The following is a 23,766-nucleotide window of genomic DNA, read 5'->3' on the forward strand; positions in this document are numbered from 1 at the left end:
CCGCCGCGGCCGCGGCGGTGAACGGGCCGTGGGTGCGGGCATGCCGGGCGAGGAGGTCACCGAGAGGGTCCTTGACCGGTTCGGTGAAGGCCTCCGGGATGCCCACCGGCAGGGGGGTGCCCAGGGCGTCCCGCAGCCGTCCTGCGTCCTCCACCGCGGCCCAGCGCTCCTCGCCTGCGATCCGCACCCTGATGGCGCGGCGGGACGCCTCCAGCTCGGCGGCCCAGGCGGCGTCGGCGCCGCGCAGGGCGAGCTCGGCGGTGGTGAGCGGGCCGAGCAGCCGCAGCGCGTCGGCGACGCCCTCGACGTCCTTGATCCGGCGCTCGGGGCTGAGGCGCTGCAGCTCGGCCTCCAGCTCGGCGAGGACGTCCGCGTCCAGCAGCTCCCGCAGCTCGGCCTGTCCGAGCAGCTCTGCGAGCAGCCGGGCGTCCAGCGACAGGGCGGAGGCGCGGCGTTCGGCGAGCGGTGAGTCGCCCTCGTAGAGGAACTGGGCGACATAGCCGAAGAGCAGCGACCGGGCGAAGGGCGACGGCTCGGGCGTGGTGACCTCGACCAGGCGCACCCGGCGGCTCTCGACGTCCCGCATCAGCTCCACCAGGCCCGGGACGTCGAAGACGTCCTGGAGGCACTCGCGGACCGCCTCCAGCACGATCGGGAAGGAGCCGAACTCCGAGGCCACCTGGAGCAGTTGGGACGCCCGCTGGCGCTGCTGCCACAGCGGTGTGCGGCGGCCGGGGCTGCGCCGGGGGAGCAGCAGGGCACGGGCGGCGCACTCGCGGAAGCGGGAGGCGAACAGCGCCGATCCGCCCACCTGCTCGGTGACCAGCTGTTCCACCTCGCCCGGCTCGAAGACGGCCGCGTCGGCGCCCAGCGGCGCCTCGTCGGCGGCGGCAGCGGGCGCCGGCCGGTCCGTGAAGGGATCGCCGTCGGAGGGGAAGTCCAGCAGGTCGGCGTCGGGCAGCCGCAGCACGATGCCGTCGTCGGCATGCATCACCTGGGCGTCCAGTCCGTACCGCTCCTGCAGCCGGGCGCCGAGTGCCAGCGCCCAGGGGGCGTGCACCTGGGCGCCGAAAGGGGAGTGGACCACGACGCGCCAGTCGCCCAGTTCGTCGCGGAAGCGCTCCACCACCACGGTCCGGTCGTCGGGGACGTGCCCGCAGGCCTGGCGCTGCTCCGTGAGGTAGGAGAGCAGATTGGCGGCCGCCCATTCGTCGAGCCCGGCAGCGGTCAGCCGCTCCAGCGCGGCCTCCGGCGCCAGACCGCCGATCTCCCGTACGAAGGCGCCGACGGCCCGGCCCAGCTCCAGCGGACGGCCGAGGGCGTCGCCGTGCCAGAACGGCAGCTTGCCCGGGACGCCGGGGGCGGGGGAGACCAGCACCCGGTCATGGGTGATGTCCTCGATCCGCCAGGAACTGGTGCCCAGGGTGAAGACGTCGCCGACCCGCGACTCGTAGACCATCTCCTCGTCCAGCTCGCCGACCCGGCCGCCGCCCTTCCTGGGGTCGGCCCCAGCGAGGAAGACCCCGAACAGGCCCCGGTCGGGGATGGTGCCGCCGGAGGTCACCGCGAGCCGCTGGGCGCCTGGCCGGCCGGTGAGGGTGCCCGCCACCCGGTCCCAGACCAGCCGGGGGCGCAGCTCGGCGAAGGCGTCCGAGGGGTAGCGCCCGGCCAGCATGTCCAGCACCGCCTCGTACGCGGAGTGCGGCAGCGCGGCGAACGGGGCGGCGCGGCGGACCAGGGCCAGCAGTTCGTCGACGTCCCAGGTGTCCATGGCGGTGATGGCGACCAGCTGCTGGGCCAGGACGTCCAGCGGGTTCTGCGGGATCCGCAGCGACTCGATGGCGCCCTGGCGCATCCGCTCCGTGACCACGGCCGCCTGCACCAGGTCGCCCCGGTACTTGGGGAACACCACCCCGGTGGAGACCGCGCCCACCTGGTGTCCGGCGCGGCCGACCCGCTGCAGTCCGGAGGCGACCGAGGGGGGTGACTCCACCTGGACCACCAGGTCGACGGCGCCCATGTCGATGCCCAGCTCCAGGCTGGAGGTGGCGACCACGGCGGGCAGCACCCCGGCCTTGAGCTGCTCCTCGACGGCGGCGCGCTGCTCCTTGGAGACCGAGCCGTGGTGGGCACGGGCCAGCACCGGCGGTGCGCCCCGGTTCGCCCCGGCCTGGGCCATCAGCTGGGCGGGCGCGTGGGCCTCGGGCAGCGCCTCCCCGGTGGCGCGCTCGTGGGCGATCTCGTTGAGCCGGTTGCACAGCCGCTCGGCGAGCCGGCGGGAGTTGGCGAAGACGATGGTGGAGCGGTGCTGCTGCACCAGGTCGGTGATCCGTTCCTCGACATGGGGCCAGATCGAGGCGCCCCCGGCCTGGCCGGTGGCCGCCGCGAGCCGCTGGTCGCCGTCCTCCGCCCCGCCGTCCTGCCGGCGGCCGCCGGAGAGCTCGCCCAGGTCCTCGACGGGGACGACCACCGAGAGGTCGAACTCCTTGGCCGACGCCGGCTGGACCACGGTGACCTTGCGCTGCGGGCTGAGGAACCTGGCGACCTCGTCCACCGGCCGCACGGTGGCGGAGAGCCCGATCCGGCGGGCGGGCCGCTCCAGCAGCTGGTCCAGCCGTTCCAGGGTAAGGGCCAGATGGGCGCCGCGCTTGGTGCCGGCGACGGCGTGCACCTCGTCCAGGATCACCGTCTCCACTCCGCGCAGCGCCTCCCGGGCGGCGGAGGTGAGCAGCAGGAAGAGTGATTCGGGGGTGGTGATCAGGATGTCCGGCGGGTGGGTGGCGAAGCGCCGCCGCTCGGCGGCAGGGGTGTCCCCGGACCGGATGGCGACCTGCACCTCCGGCTCCGGCAGGCCGAGCCGCACCGAGGTCTGCCGCAGGCCGGTGAGCGGGGCGCGCAGATTCCGCTCGACGTCGACGGCGAGCGCCTTCAGCGGGGAGACGTACAGGACCCGGCAGCGCCGCCGGGGCTCGGCCGGCGGGGGGACGGTGGCCAGCCGGTCCAGTGCGGCGAGGAAGGCGGCGAGCGTCTTGCCGGAGCCGGTGGGGGCGACGACCAGGACGTCGGAGCCCTCGCCGATGGCCCGCCAGGCTCCCGACTGGGCGGCGGTGGGCGCGTGGAAGGCACCGCTGAACCAGGACCGGGTGGCGGGGGAGAACCCGGCGAGCGGATCGGAGGGGCCGGCGGCGTCGCCGGCCCGGTCGGAGGAGTGCGGTGCCATGACCCCATGGTGCCGCGCCCCACTGACACCCGGTCCCCGGGCCGGTGCCTCCGGCCAGGGGACCGGGGTCCCGCGTCCGGTGCAGTAGGCCAGGACGTGTCACATATTTCGCTCATATCGTATGTAGATACCTGTGATCCCCACAGGCCGCCGGTGACGGGTGGAGGTGCGGTGCAGCAGGTCCCCAGGGATGGCCGCAGCCCACGCCGCCGCACCCCGACGCTGGTCCGTTGCCTCTTCGTCCTGTCGCTGGCCGCCCTGCTGCTCGGCGGCGCGGTGCCCTACGTGGGCGGGCCCGGCCACGCCTATCTGAGCTATCTGGTGGTGGCCGAGCGCGCCGACGCCGGCGGTGCGCGGCTCGCCGCCCGTGAGGCACGGGCCGCCGGCGGCACCGTGGTGGAGAGCTATCCGCAGATCGGTGTGGTCCTGGCGTACGCCGACCGGCGCTCCTTCGCCGCCCGGCTGCGCAGTCGGCCCGGCGTCGCCGAGGCCGGGGCCAGCCGCACGGTGCCGGCCTCCGGTCTGCCGGGCGAGCTGACCGACGAGGGAGACTTCCGGGCGTACGGACGTGTGGACCTGGCGCATGACGCGGGTCGGCGCCTGGGGCGTACGCGGGTCCCCGCGGACGACGCCCCCGTCGTGGCGGACCCGCGGGAGCGGCCCGCCTGGAACCTGGAGATGATCGGCGCCGACGCCGCCCCCGGGGACAGCAGCGCGGAGCTGCTCAGCCGGGTGGGCGGCGACCGCGACCGCGAACAGGCCGCGCTGCACCGGGTGGTGGTCGCGGTCCTGGACTCCGGGGTCGACGACTCCCACCCCGACCTGCGGGACGCGGTGGACCCCGACCGCTCGGCCTCCTGCGCCGACGGCCGCCCCGACCACCGGGCGGGCTCCTGGCGGCCCGACGAGAGCATCAGTGAGAGCGGCCACGGCACCCATGTGGCGGGGATCATCGGTGCGGCGCGGGACGGGGACGGTGTGATCGGCGTCGCCCCCGGCGTCCGCATCGCCGCCGTACGGCTGCTCGGCGCGCCCGGGCAGTACTACGCCGAGAACATCGTCTGCGGCCTGCTCTGGGCCGCGGACCACGGCGCCCGGGCGATCAACGACAGCTTCTTCTCCGACCCGTGGAAGTACAACTGCCCCGAGGACCACGACCAGGCGGCGATCACCGCCTCGATCGCCCGCGCGGTGCGCTACGCCCGCGAGCGCGGCGCCGTGGTGGTGGCGTCGGCCGGCAACGACGCCCAGGACCTGGGTGCTCCCCGTACCGACGGCCGCAGCCCCAACGACCGGACGGGCTCCGCCCCGCCGCCGGTGCGCACCCTGGGCGCCGAGTGCATCCGGCTGCCCGCCGAACTGCCCGGTGTGGTGGCGGTGAGCGCGCTGGAGCGGTCGGGGGCGGTCGCGGGGTACTCCAATTACGGGGGCGACCGGATCGCGATCGCCGCGCCGGGCGGGGATCCGGACGGCGGTACCGCGAGGGCGGTGGTCTCCGACTGGCCCGGCGGCCGGTATGCGGCCCTGGCGGGCACCTCGATGGCGGCGGCGCACGTCACCGGCGCGGTGGCGCTGATGGCGGCGGCCCATCCCGAGTACGGGTCCGACCGGCTGCGGGAGGCGCTGACCGGCGCCGCGCTGCACGGACGCTGCCTGCTGGGCGCCGGGCTCTGCGCCGATCCGCGCTACTTCGGCGCGGGGGTGCTCTCCGTCGCCGGCGTGTTCGGCCCCGCAGCGCCGGACTCCGACGAGCCCGGGGGTGCGGTGCCCGACTCGGCAGCCCCGCTGTCCGCACCGGACTCCGCCGCCGGGCGCGGAGAGCCGGGGCCTGGTTGAGGCGACGGGGAGGCGGCGACGGCGTGGCGGTGACAGGACGGCGGTCACGGGACGGCAGTGACAGGACGGCGGTGACGGGACGGCCGCTGCGGCAGGATGCGGACCACCCCGGCCCCCCCACCTCTGGGCTTTGCGGGGCAGGGGGTTGGCTCCGGGCCCGCCCGCCGGGGCAGGATGGCGGACATGGCCGAGGAGACCGCGCGCTACTGGAGGCACCCCGCACTCCCGGGCGTCGACCTGCTCAACGCCCGCTACATCCGGCACACCTTCGGGCGCCACACCCATGACACCTATGTCATCGCCGCGATCACCGAGGGCGTCGAGGAGTTCCGGTACCGGGGCAGCACCCAGCGTGCGGGGGCCGGCAGTCTCGCGCTGATCAATCCGGACAGCATGCACACCGGCCACTCCGGCACCCCGGACGGCTGGCGCTACCTGGTGCTCTACCCCGCCGTGGAGGTGGTGGCCTCGGTCGCCGAGGAGCTCGCCGTCCCGGGCCGCGGCGGACTCCCGGGCTTCACCGAGGCGGTCGTCCCCGACCCCGGGCTGGTGAGTCTGGTCGCCGGGGTCCACCGGGCCGCCGAGCGCGACGACGGACTCACCGCCGACACCCTGCTGCGGCTCACCGTGGCGCGGCTGCTGCGGGCCCACGGCACCCCCGGCGCGGGCGGCCCGCGTACGGCGGCCGGGGCGGCCGCGGTGCGCCGGGCCCGGGAGATCCTGGAGGCCCGCCTGATCGAGCCGCCCACCCTGGAGGAGCTCGCTGCGGAGGTCGGCACCCGGCCCTTCCCGCTGCTGAGGGCCTTCCGTGACGCCCACGGGCTGCCGCCGCACGCCTGGCTCAACCAGCAGCGGGTCCGCCGGGCACGGCTGCTGCTGGACACCGGGACCCCGCCGGCCAGGGCCGCCGCCGAGGTGGGCTTCGTCGACCAGGCCCATCTCACCCGGCACTTCCGCCGGATCGTCGGCGTCCCGCCCGGCGCGTACCGCCGCGAGCGCGGCCGGGGCTGAGTCCCCTTCGTTGCGGCGGGCGGGGGAGCGGACCGCCGTGCAGGAACGTACAAGAGCCTGCGCCCGCGGTCCGGCCAGGATGGGTGCATGAGTGCAGTGACACAACCACCGGCCATGGACGCCGTCGCCCCGACCGCGAGGCCCACCGCGGCCGTGGTGCGGGATTCGCTCGGAGTGGGGATCGCGGTGGGGATCTCCGGGGTGGCCTTCGGGGTGGCCGGGGCCGGAGCGCAGCTGACCGTGTGGCAGACCTGTGCGCTGAGCCTGCTGGTCTTCACCGGTGCCTCGCAGTTCGCCCTGGTCGGGGCGCTGGCCGCGGGTGCGGCGCCGGTGGCGGCGGTCGCCGGGGCGCTCTTCCTCGGGGTGCGCAACAGCTTCTACGGGCTGCGGCTCTCCGAGCGGCTGGCGCTGCCCCGGGCGGTCCGGCCGTTCGCCGCGCAGCTGGTGATCGACGAGACCGCGGCGGTCGCACTGGTCCAGCCCGACCGGCGCTCCACCCGGTGGGGGTTCACCGTCACGGGCCTCTCCCTGTTCGCGCTCTGGAACCTCACCACCCTGGCCGGCGCGCTGGGCGCGGGTGCGCTGGGCGACCCCGCGGCCTACGGCCTGGACGCTGCGGGCCCGGCCGTCTTCCTGGCGCTCCTGGCGCCGCGTCTGCGGGAGGGCGGGGCGGAGCGGGCCGTTGCCGCGGTGGGGGCGGTGCTCTCCCTGGCCGCCACCTTCGTGGTGCCCGCCGGGGTGCCGGTGCTGCTGGCGCTGGCGGCGGTGCCGCTGGTGGCCCTGGCGCTGCGGTACCGCGCGCGCCGCGGGGCGGAGGCCGTGCGATGACCGTCTGGATCGCGGTGGGGGCCACCGCCGCGGGCTGCTATCTGATGAAACTGCTGGGCCTCAGCGTCCCCACCGGGCTGCTGGAGCGTCCGGTGGTGCGCAGGTTCGCGGCGCTGGCCCCGGTGGCCCTGCTGGCGGCGCTCACGGTGCTGCAGACCCTGGGCCGGCAGCACGGCCACGGGCTGCAGCTCGACGTCCGGGCGGCCGGGCTGGCGGCCGCGGCCGTCGCGGTGCTGCTCCGGGCGCCCTTCCTGGTGGTCGTGGGGGCGGCGGTACTGGTCACCGCGCTGCTGCGGGCGCTGCTGGCCGGTTGAACGGCGTCCCTGGCGACACGGGATACTGGGGGGCATGCGGCTGACAGAGTTCTGGCGGAGGATGAACGCCCACTTCGGTGAGGCGTACGCGGACAGCTTTGCTCGTGACCATGTGATGACCGAGCTCGGCGGGCGGACCGTACACCAGGCGCTGGACGCCGGCTGGGAGGCCAAGGACGTGTGGCGCGCGGTGTGCTCCGCGATGGACGTGCCCGCCGCGCACCGCTGAGCCCGTCCCGCGGCCGGTCGGTAGGGGCCGGCCCGTCCTGAGCGGCGGACGGGCATGGGTGAGACTGGGGGTGTGGCCGCCGGCGAAGAACCCCAGGAGACTCCCCCGTCCGCCGCGCCCGCTCCGGGGCCCGCTCCGGCAGCGGCGCACCGGATGCCCCGCTGGCTGCCCCGGGCGCTGGCGCTGTTCTTCGTCTTCGCGGGGCTCTTCGAGTTCGCGGACTGGGTCTTCCACCGGCTGATCGGCCTCTTCACCATGGTGCTGGTCGCCTTCTTCCTGTCGCTGGCGATGGAGCCGGCGGTGGACCGGATGGCGGCCAGGGGAGTGCGGCGCGGCCTGGGCACGATGATCGTCTTCGTGGTGGTGCTGCTCTGCATGGGCGGGTTCCTGGCCGCACTGGGCACCCTGCTGGTGGACCAGGTCGGGACGGTGGCCAGACAGCTGCCGCATCTGCTGAACGACCTGATCGGCTGGGTCAACCGCACCTTCAACAGCGACCTCTCACTGGCCCAGCTGCAGCGGCGGGTGCTCCAGGACTCCGGGAGCGTGGAGAAGTACGCCCAGCAGGCCGCGGACAACATCTGGGGAGTGTCCAGCACCCTGGTCGGGGGCCTCTTCCGGCTCTTCACCATCGCCCTGTTCGCCTTCTACCTCACCGCGGACGGGCCCCGGGTGCGGCGTACGGTGTGCTCGCTGCTGCCGCCGGCCAAGCAGGGCGAGGTGCTGCGGGCCTGGGAGATCGCCCTCGCCAAGACCGGCGGCTATCTCTACTCCCGGGTGCTGCTCGCGGTCTTCTCCGCGGTGGCGCACGGCGTCCTCTTCGCGCTGCTGGGCATTCCGTACGCGGCGGCCCTGGCGGTCTGGGTGGGGGTGGTCTCCCAGTTCGTGCCGACCATCGGGACGTACCTGGCGGGGGCGCTGCCGATGCTGGTCGCGCTCACCGTGGACCCGGTGGACGCCCTCTGGGTGCTCGGCTTCGTGGTCGTCTACCAGCAGGTGGAGAACTATCTGCTGCAGCCGCGGGTGACGGCGAGGACGGTGGAGGTGCATCCGGCGATGGCCTTCGGGTCGGTGATCGCGGGGGCGGCGCTGCTGGGTGCGGTGGGTGCGGTGATCGCCATTCCGGCGGCGGCGACCGTCCAGGGGTTCGTCACCACCTATGTGAAGCGCTACGAGGTGGCGCAGGATCCGCGCATCGACCGGGGGGAGACCCGCCGGTTGCGGCGGCGGGAGGCGGCGCGCCGGTTGCGGCGGCTGGTCTCCCGGGGCAGGCGCGGTCGCGGGGCCGGGGACTGAGCCGCTCCGGACCGGGGCGCTGCGGGCCAGGCCACTGCGGATCGAGTCGCCTGCCGGACCGGGTCTCTCCGGCCTGAGGCACCCGCGGACCGCGTCACTCCTGAGGGTGAAGTAATGCCGCCGTTCCCAGGAATCGAACTTGCGTTCTGTATGCTGGCCGATGGCGGGTTATCCACAGGCTGGGCCCTCTCGGGACCGATTGTCAGTGGTACGCGCTAGCGTCGATGACGATGAAGCGCACAGCAGCACAGACCAGCAGGGTGGAATCCATGGCAGGTACCGATCGCGAGCGGGCCCTAGAGACCGCACTCGCGCAGATCGAGCGACAGTTCGGCAAGGGGTCGGTGATGCGTCTCGGCGACGAGGCGCGGGCACCGATCGAGGTCATTCCGACCGGCTCCATCGCTCTGGACGTCGCCCTCGGCGTCGGGGGCCTTCCGCGCGGCCGCGTGGTGGAGGTCTACGGACCGGAGTCCTCCGGCAAGACGACCATCGCGCTGCACGCGGTGGCCAACGCACAGCGGGCGGGCGGCATCGTGGCGTTCGTGGACGCCGAGCACGCCCTCGACCCCGACTATGCGAAGAAGCTGGGCGTCGACACGGACGCCCTCCTGGTCTCCCAGCCCGACACGGGTGAGCAGGCCCTGGAGATCACGGACATGCTGATCCGGTCCGGGGCCATCGACCTCATCGTGATCGACTCGGTGGCGGCCCTGGTGCCGCGCGCCGAGATCGAGGGTGAGATGGGCGACTCCCACGTGGGTCTGCAGGCCCGGCTGATGAGCCAGGCGCTGCGAAAGATCACCGGTGCTCTCAACCAGTCCAAGACCACCGCGATCTTCATCAACCAGCTCCGTGAGAAGGTCGGCGTGATGTTCGGCTCCCCGGAGACCACCACCGGTGGCCGGGCGCTGAAGTTCTACGCCTCGGTCCGGCTGGACATCCGCCGGATCGAGACCCTCAAGGACGGCACGGAGGCGGTCGGCAACCGCACCCGCGTCAAGGTGGTCAAGAACAAGGTCGCCTCGCCGTTCAAGCAGGCCGAGTTCGACATCCTCTACGGCGTGGGCATCAGCCGCGAGGGCGGCCTGATCGACATGGGTGTGGAGCACGGGTTCATCCGCAAGTCGGGTGCCTGGTACACCTACGAGGGCGACCAGCTGGGCCAGGGCAAGGAGAATGCGCGCAACTTCCTGCGCGACAACCCCGACCTCGCCGATGAGATCGAGAAGAAGATCAAGGAGAAGCTGGGTGTCGGCCCCCGTGTCGACACTCCTGCCGACGCCGCGGACCCGGTTGCCGCCACCGGTGCCGCCCCGGCTGCCCCTGCCCCTGCCGCCGCCGACAGCGCGGTCAAGCCGATCACGGCCACCGCGGCCAAGACGGCCGCCGCCAAGAAGACGGCCAAGGCCTGAGGCTGCCGATGCGGAGCAACGCTGAGTCGCCCGTCCCCGGATCCCCACCGGAGACGGGCGACTGGGGCCCTCGGGACTGGTGCGCCAATGGCGCGGCGGGGCCCTCCTTCTCCCCGCCCCCGGAGACAGGAAGCGAGTCCGCTTCCGTGTCCGAGCCACCTCCCACGGCCGAGCCCGAGGCCCCGCCGCTGCGGCGGGGCCGCTCCCGCGGCCGCCGGACGGACGGTCCACCGGCGGGGGAGGGCGACGCCGAGGAGTTCCGGGACCCCGCAGCGCAGGCGCGGGCCATCTGCCTGCGACTGCTCACCGGCTCCCCCCGCACCCGGCGACAGCTGGCCGACGCCCTGCGCAAGCGGGGCATCCCCGAGGAGACGGCTGACGAGGTCCTCTCCCGCTTTGAGGACGTGGGCCTGATCGACGACGCGGCCTTCGCGGACGCCTGGGTGGAGTCCCGCCATACCGGTCGCGGTCTCTCCCGCCGGGCACTCGCCAGGGAACTGCGCTCCCGTGGAGTCTCCGGCTCGGTCGTCGAGGATGCCGTGGGGCGGCTGGATCCCGAGCAGGAGGCCGAGACCGCCCGGGCGCTGGTCGACCGCAAGCTGCGCTCCACCCGCGGACTGGACCGCCAGGTCCGCATTCGCCGGCTCGCCGGGATGCTCGCCCGCCGGGGCTACCCGGAGGGGCTGGCCCTGCGTGTGGTCCGGCAGGCGCTCGCCGAGGAGGGCGAGAGCGAAGAGGAGCTGGATCACTGGCTCCCCCAGGAGTGACCCCGGCGGATCCCGGCCGTCGTCACCGGCACCCTCGGGGGGCTCAGGCCGGCGCGGGGGTGACGGGGAGGCCGGCGGCCGCCCACGCCTGGAAGCCGCCGACCAGGTCGGTGGCCCGGTGCAGGCCCAGCTGCTGCAGGGAGACGGCGGCCAGCGAAGAGGCATAGCCCTCATTGCAGACCACCACCACCTGCAGATCATGATGGGCGGCGACGGGCAGCCGATGGTCGCACTGGGGGTCCAGCCGCCACTCCAGCTCATTGCGCTCGACCACCAGCGCTCCGGGGATGGTGCCGTCCCGGTCCCGCAGCGCCGCATACCGTATGTCGATCAGCAGGGCGCCCTCCTGTGCCGCGGCGGCTGCCTGATGGGGCGTCAGTCGGTCCAGCTGGGTCCGGGCCTCGGCCAGGGCCTGGTCGATGCTGCGCGGCGTGGTGGTCACAGCGCCCACTCCTCAGGACCCTCGACGAACTCCAGCCGCAGCACCCGGTCGCGACGGCTGTAGCGGCGCAGCAGCGGTAGCGGCGGATAGTAGACATGGACGGAGATCGCGTGCTCCTCCTCCGAGACATTGACCACCTGGTGCACATGGCGGGGGCCGAAGGCCCGGCCCCGGCCGGCCGGCAGCGCACGCTCCCGGTCGACGCCCTCGACCAGTTCCAGGCTGCGCCAGCCCTCGGTGGGAAGCTCCACCGCGATGGACTGCTCAGCCAGCCGTCCCGCCGCGGTGACAAAGGCGCCCCGGGAGCCGCCGTGGTCGTGCCAACCGGTCTCGGCACCCGGGGGCCAGCCGATCACCCAGGCCTCACTGCCGTTCGGCCCCTCCAAGGCGATCCAGGTCCGCTGCTCAGGATCGAGCGGCAACCGGGACAGGACCTCCGGGTCGGCGGCGGTGCGATGGGCGAAGTCCAGCAGATCGCTGAGCCCCGGGCCGTCGGCGGCAGGGAGCGCGGTGGTCCCGGGGGCGGTGCTCCGGGGCTCGGCGGGCTGCGGTGACGCCGGCGCGGGCGAGGCCGGCCGGGGTGACGTCGGTGCGTTCTGCTGTGCGGCTGAGGGGGCCGGGGCGTCGGTGCGGGGCAAGGTGACCGTCCTGGGTACGGCGGGTGCCCGGCGGACCGGGCAGGGCTGCTGGCGATTGACCCGGGGCGGCGTGGAGGCACTGCGGTCACGCCGACGTGGGTGGGGCGCAAGGGTGCGCGGCGGCGCGGACGGGGCCGGAGATCCGGTCAGCGGGGTCCGCGGGGCGGGGAGGTCAGGCGGCGCGGCGACAACACAGGCAGCCGACGTACCGGACGGTGTCCAGGTGCGTGCGGCGGAAGAGCCTGAGGTCGAGAGGTCCCACGTCGGGAGTGAATCACGCACCCGACGGCCGGTCAAGCGAGCACCCGTGCGGCGCGAGACGGGGTCGAGCACGGCCCGTGCGGGTGCCCGGCCGCCCGGTGGTGCGCCCTGGCGTCCGCTCGGTTGCCCGTGGTTCGCCCCCGTACGAACCGCCCCCGTACGGCTTTTCCCCCTGTGGACCGCCCTGCCACCGGCCGGGCAACCTGGGGCGGCCCGCCGGCAACGCCGGTGCCGGAAGGCCTGGCACCGCCGCAAGCGGGCGGCCTTGCTGATCGCGCGCCCAGGCCGGCCGGGGGCAGACGGGAACCATGCGAGCAGTGCCCCGCCGCCTGTGGAGGGCTGGACAACGGGTTCGCCCCCGGCGGTCGCGAGGTCAAGCGCTGCCATGCGGTGGCCGTGCGCGAGCCGTCCGCGGGCGACGCAGCCGTCGTACGGCTTGCCCACCGCGGCCCGCAGCACCCAGGGCGGTCCGGCCAGGGCCTCGGCCACGGCCGGTGCGGTGACCACCTGCGCGCGGTGGACCCGCCCCGCCGACCGGACCGAGCTGTTCATCGCCCCCGGGCCGCCCGGGAGGAGCGCGTCACGGGCCCGGCGGCCCATCCGCCCCGCCGGTCAGGCGGAGGCCGAGCGTGGGGCCGAGCGTGCGGCCGAACGGTCGGGTCACGCGGTGGGGCAGGCAGCCGAACGGTCGGGTCACGCGGTCGGGAGGGCGGTCAGGCCGCCACGGGCGCTCTCGGCGAGGGCGGCCAGCTCCTCCGGCCGACAGCCCTGCATGGTGCCGATCAGATGGCCGTCCGGCCGGACCAGCAGCACGGTGTGGGCGCCGGCTCCCGGATAGACCTCGGCCACCACCACCTCGGAGGCCATCGGCAGCGCCGCCGCGGCCTCGGCCAGCCGTGGCATCAGTCCGGCGCCGAGCCAGTGCTCGCTGGCCCACACCCCGGTTCCGGGCGCGACCAGCACCAGCACCAGACCCCGCCCCAGCCGCTGGTGCAGTCGGTCGTGGGAGCCGTCGGCGGCGATCACCGCCACGTCGGGGACCAGCACACCCGGATCGGTGGGCGCCAGATCCTCGGAGAGCGCGGTGTTGCGACGTCCGCTGCCGCGCACGACCGCGGCGCCGCCGCCCACCGGGTAGGCCGGTGGGCTGCCGAACCGCCCCGTGCCGAGTGCTCCGTCGGCCAGCAGCGGTGCGTACTTGCGGAAGGAGCCGGAGACCAGGCTGCGCCGGGTCCGCTCCCACCCCTTCACCGGCCGCAGCAGCGGCATGGCCTGGTCGACGGCGCGCAACCGGGCGCCGACCGCACCGCGCCGCTCGCTCTCATAGGAGTCCAGCAGGGCGTCCCCGGCGTCGCGATGCCACACCAGGGCGAGCTTCCAGGCGAGATTGGCGGCGTCGCGCAGTCCGTCGTCGAGGTTCTGCATGCCGAGTGCGCCGTGCAGATGGGCCGCGTCCCCGGCGAGGAAGCAGCGTCCCGAGCGGAACCGGCCGGCCAGCCGCTGCTGGACGCTGTGGTCGGCGGCGGCGAGCAGTTCGTAGCGGGGGACCTCGCCGCACCAGCCGGCCAGGGTGGCGCGGACCCGGGCGACCAGGGTGTCGCCGGTGACGATGCCGGGCCAGGTGGCGTGCGGGTCCACGGGTTCGGCCGGGGCGGGCCGGCCGGGCGGGAGCCGCCAGTCCAGCCGCCACACCCCGTCGGGCAGTGGGCGGGCCAGCGCCTCCCGGTCGCCGCGCCAGGGCGGTTCCCGGTGCAGCCGGGCCTCCCCGGGGAAGGGCAGGTCGACCCTGAGGGTGGCGACGGCGTAGCGGTCCACCCCGGTGCGCCCGGGGAACCGGACCCGCAGCAGCTTGCGGACCGTGGACCGGGCGCCGTCGCAGCCCACCAGATGGCTGCCGCGCCACCAGGTGGTGCGGCCGTCCTGGGTCTGCCGGGTCCGGACGCTCACCCCGTCGTCGTCCTGCTCCAGCTCCTCCACGTGGTGCAGCGGCACGAGTTCGATCAGGGGTTCGGCGCCGACGGCGTCCCGCAGGCCGCGCTGCAGCCGGTGCTGGGGCAGATGGCGGACCTGACCGGGGCCGAGGTCGATGCGGAGCACCTCGGTACGGCGGCGAAGCACCCGCCAGGTGCCCCAGGTCGCCCCGTCGCTGATGGCCGCGGTGCAGCCGAGACGGGTCAGCTGGGCGGTGGTGTCCGGGCGGAGCACGGTGGTACGGGGCGATTCCGGGCAGAGTCCCGGTCCCTCGTCCAGGACGACGCTGGGCACCTCGTGGCGGGCCAGGTCGAGTGCCAGGGCGAGGCCGACCGGGCCGGCCCCGACGATGATCACCGGGTCCATGGCGCTGCTCCCCGGGGTGCGGACACGCGGTGGGCGTGGCGCGACTGACGGCGTGTCGGTCCGGTCGCTCGGGTGCTTCGCCTACGTGCCCCGCATCGTGTCACGAAGAGCAATGCAACAGATCACCGGCGGGCGCGTCAAGCAGCAGCGGGTGTACGCCGGATCGCGCCGCTCCGCCCCCGGGGCCGTCGTGGGCACCGGGGGCGGCTGACACCGTGCCGGGCGCGCCCCTACTGGTCCGCGGCCGCGGCCACCACGATGGTCCCGGCTCCGGAGTCGGGTGCGATACCGGTGTCCGCGGCCGGCGCCGGCGGTGCGCCCTTGCTGCTGCGGCGGCCGCGTGCCTCGATCCACCGGGCGAGCCCGGAGAGCGCCAGGCAGAGCCCGATGTAGACCGGGGCGATGACCAGCACCACGGGGATGTAGGGGTAGCCCTCGGCGGTGCTGGTGGTGCCGGCGATGAGCTTGCCGACGTACAGCAGCTCCTCGTAGGTGATGATGTAGCCGAGGGAGGTGTCCTTGAGCGTCACCACCAGCTGGCTGAGTACGGCGGGCAGCATCGACCGGAAGGCCTGCGGCACCAGCACCGAGCTCATCACCTGGGTCTTGCGCAGGCCGAGGGCGTAGGCCGCCTCGCTCTGGCCGCGGGGGACCGCGTTGATCCCGGCGCGGAAGATCTCCGCCTGCACCGAGCCGTTGTAGAGGGTCAGCCCGATCACCAGCGCCCACAGCGGGGCGTCGCCGAAGATGCCCACATAGAGCGCGAAGATCATGATGACCAGCGGCATGGCGCGGAAGAACTCCACGAAGGCGGCGCAGAACCAGCGCACCGGCCGGTGGTCGGAGAGCCGTCCGGCGGCCAGCAGCGCCCCCAGCGCCAGGGAGAGCACCGCGGCGAAGCCGAAGGCCGTCAGGGTGTCCTGGAGGCCGTGCAGCAGGCGCTCCTGGGTGCGCTTGTACTGGAACGGCTCCCACATGTCCGCGGCGAACTGGCCGTGCGCGTCCAGGCGGGAGACGACCACCCAGATCAGGGCGGCGATGCCGATGACGGCCACCGCGCCGATGATCCGGTTGCGTGTCCGGGCCCTGGGGCCGGGGGCGTCGTAGAGGACGCTGCTGCTCATCGGGCCACCGCCAGACGGTTCTCCAGGAAGCGGAACAGGGCGCTGATCGCAAAGGTGATGACCAGATAGCCGAGCGCGATCCAGAAGAAGATCGCGAAGATCTTGTAGCCCAGCTCGTTCCAGGTCTTCATCACGCCGTAGAGCTCCGCGTTGTTGAAGGCGCCGGCGATCGCCGAGTTCTTGGTGAGCGCGATGAGGATGGAGCCGGTGGGGGAGACCACCGTCCGGGTGGCCTGCGGCAGCACCACGAGGCGCAGCGTCTGGGCGAAGGTCATGCCCAGGCTGCGGGCGGCCTCGGCCTGGCCGAGCGGCACCGTGTTGATGCCGGACCGCACCGTCTCGCAGACGAAGCTGGCGGTGTAGCAGCCCAGGGCCAGTACCGCGAAGGTGAAGTAGCCGAGATCGACGCCGATCTTCGGCAGTCCGAACACCACCGCGAAGAAGAGCAGCACCAGCGGGGTGTTGCGCAGCACGTTCACCCACACCGTGCCGAAGATCCGCAGCGGTGGTACGGGTGAGACCCGGAAGGCGGCCAGCAGCACCCCCAGGACCAGGGCCAGCAGGCCGCTGAGCGCGGTCAGTTCGACCGTGCGCAGGAAGCCGTCACGGAAGAGCGTGAAGTTGTCGTCGGTGAACAGGACGTTCATGGCGGCCGTCCCCCTCCCAGGTGGAGATCGGGCGTGGCCGGGGCGGCGGCGTCCGGGCGCCGCCGCCCCGGGAGGTCGGTCAGTAGCGGACGAGCTGCGGCGGGGTGGCGTTGGCGCCGGACTTGCCGAGCGTGGCGTCGTACGCCTTCTTCCAGTCGCCGTTCTTCTCGTGCGCCTCGATGGCGTTGTTGATGGCGTCGCGCAGCGCCTTGTCGTCCTTGTTGAGGCCGATGCCGTACGGCTCCTGCGAGAAGGGCTTGCCGACCACCTTGAGCTTGTCCGGGTACTTGGCGGCGTAGCCCTTGAGGATGGCGTCGTCGGTGGTCACCGCGTCCACCGAGCCGTCCAGCAGCTTGTCCACGCACTGCGAGTAGGTGTCGAAGGCGGTGGTCTTCGCGCCGTACTGGTCCGCGATCCGCTTGATCGAGGTGGAGCCGGTGGCGGAGCAGACCTGCTTGCCCTTGACCGCCTCCGGGCCGGTGATGGCGGTGTTGTCCTTGGACACCAGCAGGTCCTGGCCGGCCACGAAGTAGGGGCCGGCGAAGGAGATCTGCTTCTTGCGGTCGTCGTTGATGGTGTAGGTGCCGACGTAGTAGTCGACCTCGCCGCCGGCGATGGCGGTCTCGCGGTTGGTGGAGGGGATGGTCTTGAACTCCACCTGCTTGTCGCTGAAGCCCAGGTCGGCGGCGACCATCTTGGCGATCTCGATGTCGAAGCCGCTGCGGGTGCCGCTGGCGACGTCCTCGAAGCCCAGGTTCGGCTGGTCGGCCTTGGCGCCGATGATCAGCTTGCCGCGCTTCTTGGCGGCGTCGAAGGTCGGGGAGCCGGTGATCGAGACGTTCTTCTTCACCTCGTAGGAGGTGCCGGGGCCCGAGCTGTCGCCGCCCGGCGAGCCGTCCTTGCCGCAGGCGGCGACGGCGGTCAGAGCGAGCACGGCCAGTGCGGCCGCGGCGGTGCGACGAGTCCTCATGCGGATTCTCTCCTTGACGGGGTTGCGCCCGTGCCCGGACAGGGCGGGCCGGGCGTAGATCTGCGCGACGGCGCGATCGGTGGGACGTGGGTCAGTGGTGGAGGATCTTCGACAGGAAGTCCTTGGCCCGGTCGCTGCGTGGCGCGGTGAAGAAGGCATCGGGCGTGTTCTGCTCGACGATGCGGCCGTCCGCCATGAAGATCACCCGGTTGGCGGCGGAACGGGCGAAGCCCATCTCGTGGGTGACCACGACCATGGTCATGCCGTCGGCTGCGAGCTGCCGCATCACCTCGAGGACCTCGTTGATCATCTCCGGGTCCAGGGCGGAGGTCGGCTCGTCGAAGAGCATGACCTTGGGGTCCATGGCCAGCGCCCGCGCGATGGCGACCCGCTGCTGCTGGCCGCCGGAGAGCTGCGCCGGGTACTTGTCGGCCTGTGCGCCCACCCCGACCCGGTCCAGCAGGGTGCGGGCCTTGGCCTCGGCCTGCGCGCGTGCCGTTCGGCGCACCTTGACCTGGCCCATCACCACGTTCTCCAGCACCGTCTTGTGGGCGAAGAGGTTGAAGGACTGGAAGACCATGCCGACCTCGGCCCGCAGCCGGGCCAGCTCCTTGCCCTCGGCGGGCAGTGGGCGGCCGTCCACGGTGATGCTGCCGGAGTCGATGGTCTCCAGCCGGTTGATCGTCCGGCACAGGGTCGACTTGCCGGATCCCGAGGGGCCGATCACCACCACGACCTCGCCGCGGGCGATCTCCAGGTCGATGTCCTGGAGCACGTGCAGCGCCCCGAAGTGCTTGTTGACGCCTGTCAGCACCACCAGGTCGTCGGTCCCGGCGGTGGTGGTGGTGTCGGTGGTGGCGACGTCGGCCATCGAACCCTGCTCCCTCGTACCGTCCTGCCGGCTGCTCGTCCGGGGCGCGGACCGGCGGAGTCCGCAGCCCCGGTGGGGCGACCATAGGAGGGGACGCGACACACCGTCAGCAGATCTGAGCGGAACTTGAGGATCACGATCGGGACACAGCGGTGCTCGCGGTGGGTCCCACCGGCGCTGTCGCCCAATGTTCCAGGTCAATAACGGTAGCTGCGGCTTCACCCGATCGGGGTTGACCCGAGAGGTGCCCGTGGGGGTGGATGCAGGGAACCACCGCGGGCTGCCGAAGCGACTGGGTAGGACGACGGACGTACTTCCGGCAGAAGGGGGAGAGCAGGATGCGCCTGCTCCTCGTCGAGGACGACGACCATGTGGCGGCCGCCCTGGTGGCGGTGCTCGGCCGGCACGGCTTCCAGGTGCGGCACGCACGCAGCGGCAGCGAGGCGCTGGACGCGCTGGTGCCCGACGGCGCGGAGCCGTACCGGGTGGTGCTCCTCGACCTCGGCCTGCCCGACCGGGACGGCTTCGAGGTGTGCAGCCGGATCCGGGACCGCAGCGGTGTACCGGTGATCATGGTGACCGCCCGGGCCGACACCCGCTCCCGCATCCACGGGCTCAACCTGGGCGCCGACGACTATGTCACCAAGCCCTACGACATGGGCGAACTGCTCGCCCGCATCCATGCCGTCGCCCGGCGCAGCGGGACCCCGGCGGCCTCGGCGGGCCGCCCCGCGGCCGAGCCGGCGGCGGCCGACTCCGCCCCGGCCGACCCGCTGGCCGCCCGCGGCGTGGAGATCGACCGGGAGCGCCGCCGGGTGACGGTCGAGGGCCGTGAGGTCCCGCTCACCCGCAAGGAGTTCGACCTGCTGGCGCTGCTCGCCCAGCACCCCGGAGTGGTCTACCGCAGGGAGCAGATCTTCAGCGAGGTCTGGCGCAGCGGCTGGGAGGGCAACGGCCGCACCCTGGAGGTCCATGTCGCCTCCCTGCGGGCCAAGCTGGCGCTGCCCGCCCTGGTGGAGACCGTGCGCGGGGTCGGCTACCGCCTGGTCGCCGAACCGCCGGCGGGCATCGTCCCCGAGACGGAAAGCAGCCGCTGACCCTCGATGCGCACCCGCCTCCTCGGCCTCCTGCTCTCCCTGATGGCCTGTGTGCTCGCCGCTCTCGGGGTGCCGCTCGCGATTGCCGAGGCCGCCGCCGAGCAGCAGAAGGTGATCGTCGACCGCATCGACGACGCCGCCCGCTTCGCCGGGCTCGCCCAGTACGCCCCGGTGGACGGCGACGACGTCACCCAGCTGCGGGCGCTCCGCGCCGAAGTGGTCCGCTACCACCAGGTCTACGGCATCCGGGCGGGGGTCTTCTCCCGCAGCGGGGACACCCTCGCCGTCTCGCCCGGCGACTGGTGGACCGCCCGTCAGGGCATCCAGGAGCAGGCCTTCCAGGAGGCACTGGACGGGCGGCGCAGCCACAACCCGCCGCAGGTGTGGCCGTGGACCCGCGGCGGGACCCTGATGGTGGCCTCCCCCGTGGTCCGCGACGGCGACGTGGTGGCCGTGGTGCTCACCGACTCGCCCACCGGGGCGCTGCAGTCCCGCATCCTGCACCGCTGGCTGCTGCTGGGCGCCGGCGAGATCGCCGCCATGGTGATCGCGGTGGTGGCCGCGATCCGGCTCACCGGCTGGGTGCTGCGCCCGGTACGGGTGCTCGACAAGGCCACCCACGAGATCGCCACCGGCCGGATGAACGCCCGGGTCGCCCCGGCCGGAGGCCCTCCGGAGCTGCGCCGCCTGGCCGGTTCCTTCAACGAGATGGCCGACCATGTGGAGCTCTCCATGGAGCGGCAGCGGGCCTTCGTCGCCGACGCCTCTCACCAGCTGCGCAATCCGCTGGCCGCGCTGATGCTGCGGATCGAGCTGCTGGGGCTGGAGCTGCCGGAGGGCCATGAGGAGGAGCTCTCCGGCGTGCGGGACGAGGGCCGGCGCCTGGGCCGGGTGCTCGACGACCTGCTCGGCCTGGCCACCGCCGAGCACGCCCGGCCGGAGGCCCGGCCAAGTGACCTGGTGCGGCTGGCACTGGAGCGGGTGGACGCCTGGCGGCCGGTCGCCGAGCAGCGCGGGGTGGAGCTGACCTGGGAGGGACCGCCCATGGCGCTGGGCTGGACCGACCCGGTCGGTTTCGGCAGCGCGCTGGACGCGGTGGTCGACAACGCGCTGAAGTTCACCCCGGCGGGAGAGGCGGTCCGGGTCGTGGTGGGGCTGCGCACCGACGACGTCGCGGTCACCGTCGCCGACGCCGGCCCCGGGCTCACCGAGGAGGAGCTGGAACGGGTGGGCGACCGCTTCTGGCGCAGCCCTCGCCACCAGAACGTCGACGGTTCGGGCCTCGGTCTCTCCATCGCCCGCACTCTGCTGGCCGCCACCGGCGGCGCGCTGGAGTTCGGCCCGGGGGAGCCCCGCGGACTGCAGGTCACCCTCACCGCCCCGCGGCGCTCCGGGGGCTGAGCCTCCGGCCGGTCGTGCGCCCCGGTCCGGGGACCCGTGCGGCCGTACGCCGCGGCCCGGGAGTCAGCCGGAGCGCTGCCAGTCGGTGTTGGAGCAGGTGCCGGGGCTGGGCCGGAGCAGGCCCAGCGGCTGCAGCCAGCGCTGCCAGGAGCGCCGCCAGGCGCCGGAGTCCACATAGCGGTCTATGGCTGCGCACACCTCGGTGCGCAGCGCGTTCTCACCCCGGGCCATCCCCACCCCGTAGGCCTCCGACTGGAAGGGGATGCCCAGCAGCCGCAGCTTGTCCGGGTGCTGCTTCTGGTACCCGGCGAGGATGATGTCGTCGGTGGAGACGGCGTCCGCCCGGTGCGCCAGCAGATCGGCGACGCACTCGCCGTAGCTGCTGCGGTAGGTGAGCCGGATGCCGTGGAACTTCACCGGGAGGCGTTCCGCCGGAGTGGAGCCGCGGGCGGTGCACACCTTGCGGCCGACCAGGTCCTCCGGGCCGACCACGTCCTTCTCGTCGGTCCGCAGCAGGAAGTCCTCGCCCGCCAGGTAGTAGGGGCCCGCGAAGGTCACCTGCTGGGCCCGCTCCGGGGTCATGCTGTAGCTGGCCACCACCAGGTCCACGGTGCGGTTCTGCAGCACCAGCTCGCGGCTGAAGGTCTGCACGGTGGTGAACTGCACCTGGTCCGGGGCGAAGCCCAGGTCCTTGGCCAGATAGGAGGCCAGGTCCACGTCGAAGCCCTGGTAGCGCTGCTTCTGAGGATCCGTCAGTACGCTCAGACCTGGCTGGTCCGCCTTCACCCCGACCACCAGGGCGCCCCGCTGGTGCGCCTGGGCGAGGGTCTGCGACGCCGCCAGCGGATCGGCGGCCGGGGACCAGCTGCGGTAGCCGAACCAGCACGCGCCCGCCACCAGCACCAGCGCCGCCGCCAGCGCGGGCAGCCGCAGCCGCCGGTCGCGCCACCAGCGGCGGTGCTCCGCCGTGGCACCGGTCTCCGGCAGTTGCGGGGTGGCGCCGCCGCCGTCGCCGGACTCGGACGGCAGCGGCCAGGTCTCCAGCTCCAGCCGGGCCGGGGTCACCGGGGTCTCCTGCACCACGTGCCGCAGCAGTTCCTCGGCCCGTACGGCGGTCAGCCGCCGGGCCGGGTCCTTGGTCAGCAGCCCGGCCAGCACCGGTCCCAGCGGGCCGGCGTGCTCCGGCGGCGGCGGGTCGTCCTCACGTACCGCCAGCAGCACCTCGTACGGTGCGGGACCGCGGAACGGCAGCCGTCCCTCGACCATCTCGTACAGGGTCACCCCCAGCGACCAGAGGTCGCTCGCGGGGGCCGGCGGCCGCCGGCCGGCCGGATCGCAGAGCTCCGGGGCCAGATAGCTGGGCGTGCCCACCGTCTCGTGCAGCCGCGTCACCTGGGCGGCACCCTCGAAGGTGGCGATGCCGAAGTCCATCAGCACCGCCCGGCCGTCCCGGCGGAAGAGCACATTGTGCGGTTTGACGTCACGGTGCAGCACCCCGGCGGCGTGCACCGCGCGCAGCCCCCGCAGCACCTCCAGGCAGATCCGGGCGGCGTCCTGCACCGGGAGGCGGCCGTGGGCGCGCAGCAGGTCCGCCAGCGAGCGCGGATTGACCTGCTCCATCACGATCCAGACCTGGCCGTCGGCCTCGGTGACGTCGTACACCGTCACCACGTGCTCATGGCCGATGCGGGCGATGGCCTGCGCCTCCCGGCGCGCCCGCTCCACCCACTGGGCCTGGGTCTCCGGGTCCACCGCGCCGCGGAAGAGCAGCTCCTTGACGGCGACCTGGCGGTGCAGCCGGGTGTCCCGGGCCTCCCAGACGACACCCATGCCGCCGCGGCCCAGCCGGTGCTGCAACTGGTAGCGGTTGTCGATCAGCCGTCCCGGGGTGTGCTCCCCCTCATGGGGCGGAGGGCCGTCCTGGCGCGGGCCGTCCTGGCCCCCGGGGCCGTCCTCGGCCGGGCCCGGCGGCACGCCCTGCGCACGCGCCCCGCCGTCGGGTCCACCCCCGCTGTGCATCCCCGGCCCCCTGGCTCGTGTGTCGGTCAGGGATCAGGTTAGGGGTCCCGCGCACACGGGACCATCACCCCTCCCCCCGCGGCGGTCCGCCGCGGCCACTGCGTCAAGTCCTAGGGCTTCACCGAGGCGTAGTAGCGGCGGGCGCCCTCGTGCAGCTGCAACGGGTCGGTGTAGATCGCCGTCCGCAGGTCCATCAGCTGCGCGGCGTGCACCTGTGCCCCGATCGCGTCCCGGCTGTCCATCACCGCCCGGGTCATGGCCTGCACCAGCCCGGGGTCGGCATCGTCGCGGGTCACCATCAGATTGGCGACCGCCACCGTGGAGACCGGGGTGTTGGCGGGCAGCGCCTCCGGATAGGCGTCCGCCGGCATTTTGGCGGCCCGGTACGCCCCCGCTCCGTCACCGCCGCCGTGGTGCAGCTTCTCCGCGAGCTGTCCCAGCGGGACCAGCCGGATCCGCAGCTGGTGGGAGAGCCTGTCGACCGCGCCGGTCGGCAGGCCGCCGGACCAGAAGAGGGCTTCTATCCGGCCCTCGCGCAGTGCGTCGGCCGCGTCGCCTATGCCCAGCGGGACCGGCTCGATGTCACGGTCGGGGTCCAGCCCGGCCGCCGCCAGCAGCCGTCTGGTCACCAGGTTCACCCCGGACAGCGGCTGTCCCACGCTGACCGTGCGCCCCTTGAGGTCGGCGACCTGGTGCACGGGGGAGTCGGCGGGTACCACCAGCTGCATGTAGTCGTCGTAGAGCCGGGCGATGCCCCGCAGCCGCGCCCGGTCCGGCCCGGAGTAGGTGGCGACCGCGTCCGCCGTGGCGATGGCGAAGGAGTCCCGGCCGGACGCCACCTTCTGCAGGTTGTCGGGAGAACCCTCGGAGGGGTCCAGCCGCAGCCCCACGCCGGGCATGGTCCGGTGCACATAGGACTGCAGCAGCTGCCCGTACCGCTCGTAGACCCCGCCCGGCACCCCGGTGGCGAAACCGACCGTGCCCCGGGGGTACGCCGCCGGGGAGGCCGGCGACAGCCACCAGCCCAGCAGCAGGGCGGCGGC

The 23,766-nt window shown here is 73.8% G+C and carries 20 protein-coding genes; 10 read left to right on the forward strand and 10 right to left on the reverse strand.

Annotated elements, in window-relative coordinates; all coding sequences use genetic code 11:
* Positions 1-3,220, reverse strand: a 3,220-nt coding sequence (locus tag AOK09_RS31005) for a DEAD/DEAH box helicase (RefSeq protein ID WP_055590555.1), incomplete at its 3' end; no start/stop codon positions are given.
* A 171-nt stretch (positions 3,221-3,391) separates the two neighbouring features.
* Here AOK09_RS31005 and AOK09_RS31010 point away from each other — a divergent pair.
* The 8 genes from AOK09_RS31010 (at position 3,392) to recX (ending at position 10,916) form a co-directional block, all read left to right on the forward strand.
* Entirely contained in the window at positions 3,392-5,056 is a 1,665-nt protein-coding gene (locus tag AOK09_RS31010; protein WP_055590556.1) for a S8 family peptidase, read from the forward strand.
* 183 nt (positions 5,057-5,239) lie between these two features.
* Positions 5,240-6,067, forward strand: coding sequence for an AraC family transcriptional regulator (locus tag AOK09_RS31015; RefSeq protein WP_055590557.1), 828 nt, complete (start codon positions 5,240-5,242; stop codon positions 6,065-6,067).
* An 87-nt stretch (positions 6,068-6,154) separates the two neighbouring features.
* The gene (locus tag AOK09_RS31020; RefSeq protein ID WP_055590558.1) at positions 6,155-6,895 is read left to right on the forward strand and encodes an AzlC family ABC transporter permease; all 741 of its coding nucleotides are present in this window, start codon (positions 6,155-6,157) and stop codon (positions 6,893-6,895) included.
* Complete coding sequence (locus tag AOK09_RS31025; protein ID WP_055590559.1) at positions 6,892-7,209, forward strand: AzlD domain-containing protein; 318 nt, start codon at positions 6,892-6,894, stop codon at positions 7,207-7,209. Before AOK09_RS31020 ends, AOK09_RS31025 begins: the two co-directional genes overlap by 4 nt.
* Positions 7,210-7,243: 34 nt before the next feature.
* Positions 7,244-7,438 (forward strand): DUF3046 domain-containing protein, encoded by a 195-nt coding sequence (locus AOK09_RS31030; RefSeq protein ID WP_055590560.1) that lies wholly within the window; start codon positions 7,244-7,246, stop codon positions 7,436-7,438.
* Positions 7,439-7,510: 72 nt separating this feature from the next.
* The gene (locus AOK09_RS31035; protein WP_245687567.1) at positions 7,511-8,734 is read left to right on the forward strand and encodes an AI-2E family transporter; all 1,224 of its coding nucleotides are present in this window, start codon (positions 7,511-7,513) and stop codon (positions 8,732-8,734) included.
* A 269-nt stretch (positions 8,735-9,003) separates the two neighbouring features.
* Positions 9,004-10,149, forward strand: coding sequence for a recombinase RecA (gene recA, locus AOK09_RS31040; RefSeq protein ID WP_055590562.1), 1,146 nt, complete (start codon positions 9,004-9,006; stop codon positions 10,147-10,149).
* Between the two features lie 146 nt (positions 10,150-10,295).
* The gene (gene recX, locus AOK09_RS31045) at positions 10,296-10,916 is read left to right on the forward strand and encodes a recombination regulator RecX (RefSeq protein ID WP_055590563.1); all 621 of its coding nucleotides are present in this window, start codon (positions 10,296-10,298) and stop codon (positions 10,914-10,916) included.
* A 43-nt stretch (positions 10,917-10,959) separates the two neighbouring features.
* Here recX and AOK09_RS31050 read toward each other — a convergent pair whose 3' ends face one another.
* From AOK09_RS31050 to AOK09_RS31080, 7 genes are all read right to left on the reverse strand, one after another.
* Positions 10,960-11,358, reverse strand: a complete 399-nt coding sequence (locus tag AOK09_RS31050) for a rhodanese-like domain-containing protein (protein WP_245687568.1) — start codon at positions 11,356-11,358, stop codon at positions 10,960-10,962.
* Entirely contained in the window at positions 11,355-11,996 is a 642-nt protein-coding gene (locus tag AOK09_RS42695) for a cupin domain-containing protein (protein ID WP_055590565.1), read from the reverse strand. The genes AOK09_RS31050 and AOK09_RS42695 overlap by 4 nt, the downstream gene beginning before the upstream one ends.
* A 954-nt stretch (positions 11,997-12,950) precedes the next feature.
* Positions 12,951-14,594 carry an FAD-dependent monooxygenase gene (locus AOK09_RS31060; RefSeq protein WP_055590566.1) on the reverse strand — a complete coding sequence of 548 codons (1,644 nt, stop codon included), beginning with the start codon at positions 14,592-14,594 and terminating at the stop codon, positions 12,951-12,953.
* A 230-nt stretch (positions 14,595-14,824) separates the two neighbouring features.
* Positions 14,825-15,718 carry an amino acid ABC transporter permease gene (locus AOK09_RS31065; protein WP_055590567.1) on the reverse strand — a complete coding sequence of 298 codons (894 nt, stop codon included), beginning with the start codon at positions 15,716-15,718 and terminating at the stop codon, positions 14,825-14,827.
* Positions 15,715-16,365: an amino acid ABC transporter permease gene (locus AOK09_RS31070; RefSeq protein ID WP_055590568.1), complete on the reverse strand. Its 651-nt coding sequence runs from the start codon at positions 16,363-16,365 to the stop codon at positions 15,715-15,717. Before AOK09_RS31070 ends, AOK09_RS31065 begins: the two co-directional genes overlap by 4 nt.
* A 79-nt stretch (positions 16,366-16,444) precedes the next feature.
* On the reverse strand, positions 16,445-17,335 hold the full coding sequence (locus AOK09_RS31075) for a glutamate ABC transporter substrate-binding protein (protein WP_055590569.1): 891 nt from the start codon (positions 17,333-17,335) through the stop codon (positions 16,445-16,447).
* Between the two features lie 91 nt (positions 17,336-17,426).
* Complete coding sequence (locus AOK09_RS31080) at positions 17,427-18,206, reverse strand: amino acid ABC transporter ATP-binding protein (RefSeq protein WP_055590570.1); 780 nt, start codon at positions 18,204-18,206, stop codon at positions 17,427-17,429.
* A gap of 338 nt (positions 18,207-18,544) precedes the next feature.
* On the opposite strand from AOK09_RS31080, the gene AOK09_RS31085 reads away from it, so the two are divergent.
* The gene (locus AOK09_RS31085; protein WP_055590571.1) at positions 18,545-19,303 is read left to right on the forward strand and encodes a response regulator transcription factor; all 759 of its coding nucleotides are present in this window, start codon (positions 18,545-18,547) and stop codon (positions 19,301-19,303) included.
* 6 nt (positions 19,304-19,309) lie between these two features.
* A complete protein-coding gene (locus AOK09_RS31090; protein ID WP_055590572.1) occupies positions 19,310-20,704 on the forward strand; it encodes a sensor histidine kinase in 1,395 nt (464 codons plus the stop codon).
* 63 nt (positions 20,705-20,767) lie between these two features.
* Here the strand turns inward: AOK09_RS31090 and AOK09_RS31095 are convergent, their stop codons facing one another.
* Together AOK09_RS31095 and AOK09_RS31100 are read right to left on the reverse strand one after the other, a co-directional pair.
* On the reverse strand, positions 20,768-22,723 hold the full coding sequence (locus AOK09_RS31095; protein ID WP_107101505.1) for a bifunctional serine/threonine-protein kinase/glutamate ABC transporter substrate-binding protein: 1,956 nt from the start codon (positions 22,721-22,723) through the stop codon (positions 20,768-20,770).
* Positions 22,724-22,833: 110 nt separating this feature from the next.
* Positions 22,834-23,766: TAXI family TRAP transporter solute-binding subunit (locus tag AOK09_RS31100; RefSeq protein ID WP_055590574.1), on the reverse strand; the 933-nt coding region annotated here is incomplete at its 5' end.

Origin of the sequence: Peterkaempfera griseoplana (assembly GCF_001418575.1) — a bacterium.
In the GTDB taxonomy this organism is placed as follows: domain Bacteria; phylum Actinomycetota; class Actinomycetes; order Streptomycetales; family Streptomycetaceae; genus Peterkaempfera; species Peterkaempfera griseoplana.

What these genes read in the sequence shown, in the direction of transcription:
- AOK09_RS31020 (WP_055590558.1), top strand. Translation starts at nt 6,155, where the DNA reads ATGAGTGCAGTGACACAACCACCGGCCATGGACGCCGTCGCCCCGACC.
- AOK09_RS31085 (WP_055590571.1), top strand. Translation starts at nt 18,545, where the DNA reads ATGCGCCTGCTCCTCGTCGAGGACGACGACCATGTGGCGGCCGCCCTG.
- AOK09_RS31030 (WP_055590560.1), top strand. Translation starts at nt 7,244, where the DNA reads ATGCGGCTGACAGAGTTCTGGCGGAGGATGAACGCCCACTTCGGTGAG.
- AOK09_RS31015 (WP_055590557.1), top strand. Translation starts at nt 5,240, where the DNA reads ATGGCCGAGGAGACCGCGCGCTACTGGAGGCACCCCGCACTCCCGGGC.
- AOK09_RS31065 (WP_055590567.1), bottom strand. Translation starts at nt 15,718, where the DNA reads ATGAGCAGCAGCGTCCTCTACGACGCCCCCGGCCCCAGGGCCCGGACA.
- recA (WP_055590562.1), top strand. Translation starts at nt 9,004, where the DNA reads ATGGCAGGTACCGATCGCGAGCGGGCCCTAGAGACCGCACTCGCGCAG.
- AOK09_RS31060 (WP_055590566.1), bottom strand. Translation starts at nt 14,594, where the DNA reads ATGGACCCGGTGATCATCGTCGGGGCCGGCCCGGTCGGCCTCGCCCTG.
- AOK09_RS31070 (WP_055590568.1), bottom strand. Translation starts at nt 16,365, where the DNA reads ATGAACGTCCTGTTCACCGACGACAACTTCACGCTCTTCCGTGACGGC.
- AOK09_RS31095 (WP_107101505.1), bottom strand. Translation starts at nt 22,723, where the DNA reads ATGCACAGCGGGGGTGGACCCGACGGCGGGGCGCGTGCGCAGGGCGTG.
- AOK09_RS31080 (WP_055590570.1), bottom strand. Translation starts at nt 18,206, where the DNA reads ATGGCCGACGTCGCCACCACCGACACCACCACCACCGCCGGGACCGAC.
- AOK09_RS31025 (WP_055590559.1), top strand. Translation starts at nt 6,892, where the DNA reads ATGACCGTCTGGATCGCGGTGGGGGCCACCGCCGCGGGCTGCTATCTG.
- AOK09_RS31075 (WP_055590569.1), bottom strand. Translation starts at nt 17,335, where the DNA reads ATGAGGACTCGTCGCACCGCCGCGGCCGCACTGGCCGTGCTCGCTCTG.
- AOK09_RS31090 (WP_055590572.1), top strand. Translation starts at nt 19,310, where the DNA reads ATGCGCACCCGCCTCCTCGGCCTCCTGCTCTCCCTGATGGCCTGTGTG.